Genomic DNA, 3,780 nt, shown 5'->3' with positions numbered 1-3,780 from the left:
CTAAGTTTTTCATTTTGTTTGTCGTCTTCTGCGTTATTGCATCGGCGACTTGTTCTATATTACACCTCTATATACTAATCGTCAATACCTTTTTATAAAGATATTCAATTTAATATTTTTATGCTCTTTTAGCTAGATACGCCTCTCCGAGGACTCATTACCGGAATCCCCCTTCTGCTTCTCTTTAATCTATTCTTTCAAGTTAACTTAAACCCTAGACTTAATTTGCACAGAATTTTTTACCAAGCAAAACTAACAACCCCACTTTAATAAATACTAATATGTAATTAAAAAGTTATTACACTTCCTAATACTTCTTTGTTTATCACGCACTCTATTAGAAACGATTGAAGATATACGCATTCTTATAACAGACAACGATACAGAAATTCATAATAAACTCATATACTACTCTAGTTATAGAGTCCTGAGTTCTCCTTAATATGAAGTAATGGTTGCTTATCTGTTTACTCGTAAATATACAGAAACATACTAATATATTTACTAGCTATCCTTATGTCACTGAAATATCAACCTTATATCTCTTTCATCTTTAGCATCATCCATTTCCATACAGCCATATCCTCTTAATAAACATTTAAGATATGCTCAAGGTCCGAATAGATTAATAGTATTTCTTTTTAAACACATATACTGGATTGAAAATACGTACCTTAATTGATCAAGTGTACCAAACACACACAAAGAGAACATTCGTTCCTTTCATTACTTCACTTTTTATAACATTAAAAGATGTTTATCCTATACCTATATTTACGTTTGCCGCTAGAAGAACGAATCGTTCCACTAACAAAGCATTTAGTTTTATTGTTTCTAGTATATATTTTATATCTCTTCCCTTTTGAAATACATATAGAGTCATAAATTCTTATATTTCTACCTACAACCCTAAGAATACGCAACAATAAAAACACAATTCTGCAACAAGGTATGCTACGGCTGTACAATTATAATCTTCTCAACATCTATAGTAGTCCTGTCGGTATTTAACGCAAATATACACTGGAAAATTTCAATATAAAATGAACCGGAATTTCTACTCTAAGAAAAATCCGGCTCTTATTTTTAGGCCACAACCAAAATCATTTTTACATTTAGTATTAAATGTCTATTCAATATTCCCTACTCTGTTCTGCTGAAGGTGAATGTATCATATCTGTCACTGCATGATATAGATTTTCTGGATGTTCAGCTATCCGATGACATAAATACAAGTACCACTCTTTCCCATAAGTCAAATATACTCTAGCGTTATGTCCTTTGTTTTTCAAATTACTTAACATATCCGGACGAATTCCATATAGCATTTCTATTTCTACATTAGATTGACTAAAATATTGACGTTGCTCCATCTCTGTAATAAGAATTTCATCATGTGTAGCTATAGATACAGGATGATTGTGTTCAACTAGTTGTTCTACAATTTGAAGATACTGTTGATTTAAATCAGTTGACCTAGGCATAGCAATATCCGGAACTTCTTGATAGGCGCCTTTTACAACTCTTATTTTCCCCGGATAATGAAGTAGTTCTTGAATATCATTGTTTGAGCGATATAAATGTGCCTGTATTGTTATCCCTACATTATGATATTGCTCAGTTACCTTTTTATAAATGGAAAGAATGTCCGCTGCTTTAGATGATTCTTCCATACTTATCATAAGGGTAGTTCCATGTACTTTCGCCTTCTCTGCCAACTCCATTAAATGAATATAAGATATTTCTGGACCTATAGATAACCCAATATGCGATAAATCGAGTGATACTGTTTGTTTCATAGATAGAGCACCCATGTCCCCAATAAGATTCAAAAACTCATTTTTAGCTTTATAACATTCCTCTATATCTAGAGTATTTTCCCCTATGTATTCTAGTGAAGTATGATAACCTTTTGTAATTAGTTCCTTTGCCTTCCCAATCCCCTCATGTCTCGTTTCTCCGGTGACAAAGCGTTTCGCAGCTTGTAATAATAACGCATAGAGTTCAGTAGATTGTTGTACATAGGATTTTATATGTTCATTTCGTGCAATCGATTTAAATGCCTGAGCTACTTGGAATTCTGGTTTAGTCATCACATTTTCATCCCCTTTAGAACTATTTGATCCAACTATAGCATGCTAAAATGGTTTGTATTAGTACCATTTCACCCAAACTTTTATGGTACCAATTTTGTTGAAGGGAGCATTTATATGCTTTGGATACCTATTGATCGATCGTTAGATATAAGTTTAATTCGACAGGTTTATCACCAAATACGTGAACGAATATTAAACGGGGAGCTGCAATCCGGAGAAAAACTACCATCAACACGGGAATTATCTTCTGAGTTAGGGGTGTCTAGAAACGTAATTTTAGAAGCTTATGATCAATTATTTTCCGAAGGTTTTTTGGTCACTCAGCAAGGAGCCGGGACATTCATTGCAGAAGGGACATATTTAGAACAACGTAAAAAATCAACTCTAATTGATTCTTTATCTTGGTGCGAAGAAACAAACAAAGACAGTAATATCATTAATTTCCGTTCAGGGATACCAGCATTAGACTTATTTCCACGTAAGGGATGGGCAAAGTTATCCCACACTATATGGAATGAAACACCTCCTTCTACATTTGGATACGATATTCCCGAAGGGCGTCCCGAATTAAGAAAGGTTTTATCACGCTATTTACTAAAAACAAGAGGAGTTTTTTGTCATCCAGAACAATTGGTGATTACTTCCGGTGCAACTCAAGCTTTAGCACTTGTTTCTAAGTTACTTTTATCACCAGGTGACGAAGTACTAATAGAAGATCCCATCACCAATGACATTCAAACAATTTTTAAAAATTCAGGAGCCTTACTTTCTCCTATACCGGTTGATGATAATGGGATGGATACATCTTTGCTGCCTGCAAATAAAAATCCAAAATTCATCTTCATTACTCCTTCTCATCAGTTTCCTTTAGGTGGAACGTTACCGATTCAACGACGGGTTCAATTGATTAACTACTCAAGAAAAACAAATTGTTATCTTATTGAAGATGATTATGACAGTGAGTTTCGGTATGAAGGTTCACCTGTAAGTTCATTACAGGGATTGGATCCCGAACGTGTTATATATATAGGTTCATTTAGTAAAATTTTATCACCGGCCCTTAGGATGGGATACTTAGTTCTTCCCTCACACCTTATTGAAAAATGTCGCAGGGTAAAATGGTTTTCCGATCTACATACACCTTCTTTAAATCAGCTTGTCCTTGCTAAATTTATTACCGAAGATTATTTGGAACGGCATATTATGAAGATGAAAAAAATCTACAAAAATCGAAGAGACTTCCTTATCCAGCAATTAAAATCAGCATTCTCAAATAAAATCAATATTTTTGGTTATTCTACAGGATTACACCTGATTGTTGAATTCAATCAAGTTCAATTCACACAAGAATTACTTGAGAAAACCCAACAACTCGGAGTGAAGGTATATCCTGTGGAAGAGCACGCCATTGAAAAAGGAAAACATCACAATCGAATTATTATAGGGTATGGACATTTAACAACTGAAGAAATAAAAGAGGGTGTGAGTAGGCTACAGAGGGCAATACCTCGTATATATTCTTGTTAACAAATAGACTTTAAAGCTCAAAATTAAAGCGCCTAAAAAACTCAGCCTTATTTTTCTGAAGGTATGCTAAAACAAAGCTATTTCTTGCTAGATAAACGTACTCATAGAGCCGATATTAGTTACACGCTTATTTCATTAAACACAAAAAAGACGAGTC

General features: G+C 33.9%; 2 protein-coding genes. One reads left to right on the top strand and one right to left on the bottom strand.

What is annotated here, in order from left to right:
• Window positions 1–1,133: 1,133 nt before the first annotated feature.
• Complete coding sequence (locus tag COK05_RS28495; protein WP_098615205.1) at window positions 1,134–2,093, bottom strand: proline dehydrogenase family protein; 960 nt, start codon at window positions 2,091–2,093, stop codon at window positions 1,134–1,136.
• Window positions 2,094–2,210: 117 nt separating this feature from the next.
• Here COK05_RS28495 and pdxR point away from each other — a divergent pair, with 117 nt between their 5' ends.
• Window positions 2,211–3,623, top strand: a complete 1,413-nt coding sequence (gene pdxR / locus COK05_RS28490; RefSeq protein WP_098615204.1) for a MocR-like pyridoxine biosynthesis transcription factor PdxR — start codon at window positions 2,211–2,213, stop codon at window positions 3,621–3,623.
• Window positions 3,624–3,780 lie beyond the last annotated feature (157 nt).

Source organism: Bacillus cereus, from assembly GCF_002567495.1.
In the GTDB taxonomy this organism is placed as follows: Bacteria; Bacillota; Bacilli; order Bacillales; family Bacillaceae_G; genus Bacillus_A; species Bacillus_A cereus_AQ.
The sequence above is the reverse complement of the archived record's forward strand: the minus strand, read 5'-3'. Positions and strand labels throughout refer to the sequence as shown.